Genomic DNA, 3,646 nt, shown 5'->3' with positions numbered 1-3,646 from the left:
CGAGCCAAAGGCTATGGTCTACGAAGCATCCGCATTCAGGCCAAACTAACAGCCCTGGCGGTAAACTTAAAGCGGATAGCCAAACTGGTATCCGCTTCAAAAGGGTTATCTTCGTTTATTTTGAGGTTTTTATTCTGTCGGTTACAGATTAACCTACCTGATGGGCTGTGGGTAGCCGCCAGGGCGGCTTAAAAGGGTTACTTTTTCAGTGGTCTCGAACCGTCCCCTCGACACCTTGGTGGCAGTATTATTATCAGTTCTAATATTGTATAATAGCGGTATCTGCCCTGGAAAGGGTTTATAGCCTGATTGAACAGGGCAAAATATACCTGAAAAAGAAAAATTGAGGTGTTAGTATGATAACCGAAGATATGATTAAGCGAATAAACGAATTGGCCAAGAAAAAGAAGCAAGAGGGACTGACGCTGGCCGAGAAGGCAGAACAGCAGGAGTTATATAAGGTTTATCTGGCAGGCATTCGGGGGCAGCTTACGACCCAGTTGGAAGGAGCCGGATTTACACCCCAGGGCCGCACCCATGTGTGTCAAGAGGGATGCTGTGGACATCATCAGCATGGCCCGGACTGCAATCATCACCAACACTAGAAAAAACTCCGCCTAAAATGAGCCGCCGTTTGTCAGTCGGCGGCTTCTAATTTTAGGATTGGCGCGCATGATGCTGATTTAGGCCAAAACGGTTTAAGCTAAACATAAACCATGTTGCCATGTCTAAACTAGATAGGCATATTACGGCGGGTTGTGAACCGGTAACGATGGCGGTGATCAAGGTTACGGCTGGTCGTTCCCCAACCGCGATGGATGTGTTGGCCGTTGCCGATATTAATATTGGGGCCGGTTAACCTGCCTAAATGATGCGTGTGATCAAAAACCCGGTCAGTTCTGGTGCTATAGCGGTGGCGATGTCTGCCGTTGGCCATTGGCATCAAATTTTCACCGGTTAGGGCAGCAAACAGATGGCGATGTCGGTGATTCCGGGTGGTAACCCCATTGAAGTAATGGACGTGTTTGCGTCTGCAAGGCATTAAATAACCCCCTTTCAATGTTTACCATAGCATATGGAAAACAGGTTGAAATGGTTACCATTTAAGGGAAAAAATGGCCAAAAAATTATATAATGGGCTTTTTAATGGGTTTATATTCAAGAAATCATTAGTCTATAGGTCGTTTTTATTCAGCCTAAAAGGTTTTAATATTAAAGCAGGTTATTTCATGATATTCTCGAAGCAATACTAGAGGCGGGTGATTATATGTATCAGGAAGTAGTAAAACTAAGCTGCGGTGAGGACAGATACATAATAAACCTGCTGGTGCTTATTACTGCCGATGGCATTTCGATAACTTTAACCGGGGGGGAGAGCCCTCATGTGGGGGGTATGGCTATGAGTGTGCCTCGCCCAAGTATTAACAACTCCCAAATGTCCTGCGATACCTGGATAACTCCCCGGGTAGGTCATAAGGATGATCAAGCAGCTGCCCTGGTCGCACGTCAGGTCTGTTTGGAAACGGGTCAAACTACGGCCGTTACAGCAGGTATTCACATCGACCGGGCTCAGCCGTGGGAAGTTGAAAGATTGCTTGAAAATTGCCGTCAGGCAGCCGACTTGCTATGCAGCAAGATAAAAGAATTAAGGGAGCAGAATAATGCATAAAAACCTGAGGAGCTTTATTGCCCAGTTGAAAAAGGAAAAGCAGATTGTCGAAGTTCCGGCTCAGGTCGATCCCTATCTGGAGTTAGCCGAGGTTCACCGCCGGGTGGTGGAAAATGACGGCCCCGCCTTGTTGTTTACCAATGTCAAAGGCTCCAGATTCCCGGTGGCTACGAATCTGTTTGGCAGCATGGAACGGATGGAGATGGCGATTGGCACCAGGCCGGAGGAGATTATTGGCAGCGCCATTTCAAGCCTGGATAAACTGCTGCCGCCGCGGTTTAACTCCCTGTGGGAGGAACGCCATTGGCTGCTGGACTTGCTCAAGCTGGGAACGAAGCCGGTAACAGCCCGTCAGGCCCCGGTAATGGAAAAGCGGATAAAAAACATAAATCTGTATGAACTGCCGGTTATCACCAGTTGGCAGGAAGATGGGGGGCCATTTTTTACGTTGCCGCTGGTTTATACCGAAAAACCTGGAACCAAAGAACACAATCTGGGTATGTATCGGATGCAGGTATATTCTGCCAATCAAACCGGTATGCATTGGCAGATCCACAAGGGGGGCGGATTTCATTACCACGCAGCTGAACAAAGAGGACAAAACCTGCCGGTCACCGTGTTTTTAGGCGGGCCGCCAGCCTTGACGGTAGCAGCGATTACAGCTTTGCCGGAACCAGTGCCGGAACTGCTTTATGCCTCCTTTTTGTTGGGCAGCAAAATCAACACCGTACAGACTCCAGACCATCCCCATCCGTTGATTGCCGAAGCTGAATTTGCCCTTTGCGGACAGGTACCGGCTGGAATCAGGCACCCGGAAGGGCCTTTTGGGGACCATTACGGCTATTATTCTCTGGTACATGATTTTCCGGTGTTTAATGTTAAACAGCTTTATCATCGGAAAGATGCTATTTACCCGGCTACCATTGTGGGCAAGCCGCGCCAGGAAGATTATTATATCGGGGAATGGATGCAGGAGTTAATAGCGCCGTTGTTCCCTTTAATTATGCCCGGCTTAAAGTCTATGTGGACGTATGCCGAAGCAGGATTCCACACCTTATGTGCCGCCGTTGTCCGTGAAAGCTATTATCGGGAAGCCTTGGCGCACGGTTTTAGGATACTCGGTGAAGGTCAACTGAGTCTGACCAAGGTTTTATTAATTACCAACGTGGAGCAGGATCTAAAGAACTTTGCCGAATTACTGGAAAACATCCTCCTGCGCTTTAACCCTTCCCGGGATCTGATTATTATCAACCAGACCGCTATGGATACCCTGGATTATACTGGACGGACGTATAACCAGGGCAGTAAGGCAATTTTACTGGGTATCGGCGCACCGATCAGGAAACTACCTGGGGAATACCAGGGAGGATCACTGCCGGGTATCACGAAGATAAAAACGTATTGTGCCGGATGTTTGCTGGTTTCAGGCCAGACTTTCGACCAGGGGCCGGAACTGGCCGCTCAGATTGCCCGCCAGGAGATACCTGATTTATGTGATTGGCCGCTGGTGATCCTGGTTGACGATGTAGATCACATAAAAGACCAAACCTCATTTCTCTGGACTGTCTTTACCCGGTTTGACCCGGCCATGGATATCTATGCCCAGCAGGAACTGCGGCAAAATTATATCCATTATGAATTGCCGATTATAATTGATGCCAGGATGAAGGGTATGTACCCGGCTGACCTGGAACCACGGGAAGATATTGTCCGACAGGTGGATAAACGTTGGAAAGAGTACTTTGGGTAGATACTGCCGGGGGAGCAATCCCCCGGTTTTTTTGTGTTTAAATAGACGCGGATAACGCGGATTTCCGCGGATTCACGCGGTTTTAATAGACACAGATAATCGCTATTAGCAGCATAATCGTAAATGCTCAAAAGAACCGCCAATTTGTGGGTCGAACTTTGGCCGCTCCTCTGTAGCGGAAGCTTTAGCTTCCGGTGGGAAGCAAAGCTTCCCCGTCCGTATCGCGA

The 3,646-nt window shown here is 48.4% G+C and carries 4 protein-coding genes and 1 pseudogene; 4 read left to right on the top strand and 1 reads right to left on the bottom strand.

Going from position 1 to position 3,646, the window contains the following annotated elements; genetic code table 11:
• Positions 1–192, top strand: a pseudogene (locus AAV90_RS14475) (IS5/IS1182 family transposase); the annotation flags it as partial.
• Between the two features lie 164 nt (positions 193–356).
• Positions 357–605 (top strand): DUF896 domain-containing protein, encoded by a 249-nt coding sequence (locus AAV90_RS10150; RefSeq protein WP_046498544.1) that lies wholly within the window; start codon positions 357–359, stop codon positions 603–605.
• A gap of 128 nt (positions 606–733) precedes the next feature.
• On the opposite strand, the gene AAV90_RS10145 is transcribed toward AAV90_RS10150, so the two are convergent.
• A complete protein-coding gene (locus tag AAV90_RS10145) occupies positions 734–1,042 on the bottom strand; it encodes a YmaF family protein (protein ID WP_046498541.1) in 309 nt (102 codons plus the stop codon).
• Positions 1,043–1,267: 225 nt separating this feature from the next.
• Here AAV90_RS10145 and lpdD point away from each other — a divergent pair, with 225 nt between their 5' ends.
• Positions 1,268–1,669, top strand: coding sequence for a prenylated flavin chaperone LpdD (gene lpdD / locus AAV90_RS10140; RefSeq protein ID WP_046498538.1), 402 nt, complete (start codon positions 1,268–1,270; stop codon positions 1,667–1,669).
• Positions 1,662–3,419: a UbiD family decarboxylase gene (locus tag AAV90_RS10135; protein ID WP_046498535.1), complete on the top strand. Its 1,758-nt coding sequence runs from the start codon at positions 1,662–1,664 to the stop codon at positions 3,417–3,419. Before lpdD ends, AAV90_RS10135 begins: the two co-directional genes overlap by 8 nt.
• Positions 3,420–3,646 lie beyond the last annotated feature (227 nt).

This window comes from Syntrophomonas zehnderi OL-4, from assembly GCF_000983115.1.
Lineage (GTDB): Bacteria > Bacillota > Syntrophomonadia > Syntrophomonadales > Syntrophomonadaceae > Syntrophomonas_B > Syntrophomonas_B zehnderi.
This window is presented reverse-complemented; position numbering and strand designations above follow the sequence as displayed.

Coding starts and splice junctions, on each gene's coding strand:
- lpdD (WP_046498538.1), top strand. CDS start 1,268: ATGTATCAGGAAGTAGTAAAACTAAGCTGCGGTGAGGACAGATACATA.
- AAV90_RS10145 (WP_046498541.1), bottom strand. CDS start 1,042: ATGCCTTGCAGACGCAAACACGTCCATTACTTCAATGGGGTTACCACC.
- AAV90_RS10150 (WP_046498544.1), top strand. CDS start 357: ATGATAACCGAAGATATGATTAAGCGAATAAACGAATTGGCCAAGAAA.
- AAV90_RS10135 (WP_046498535.1), top strand. CDS start 1,662: ATGCATAAAAACCTGAGGAGCTTTATTGCCCAGTTGAAAAAGGAAAAG.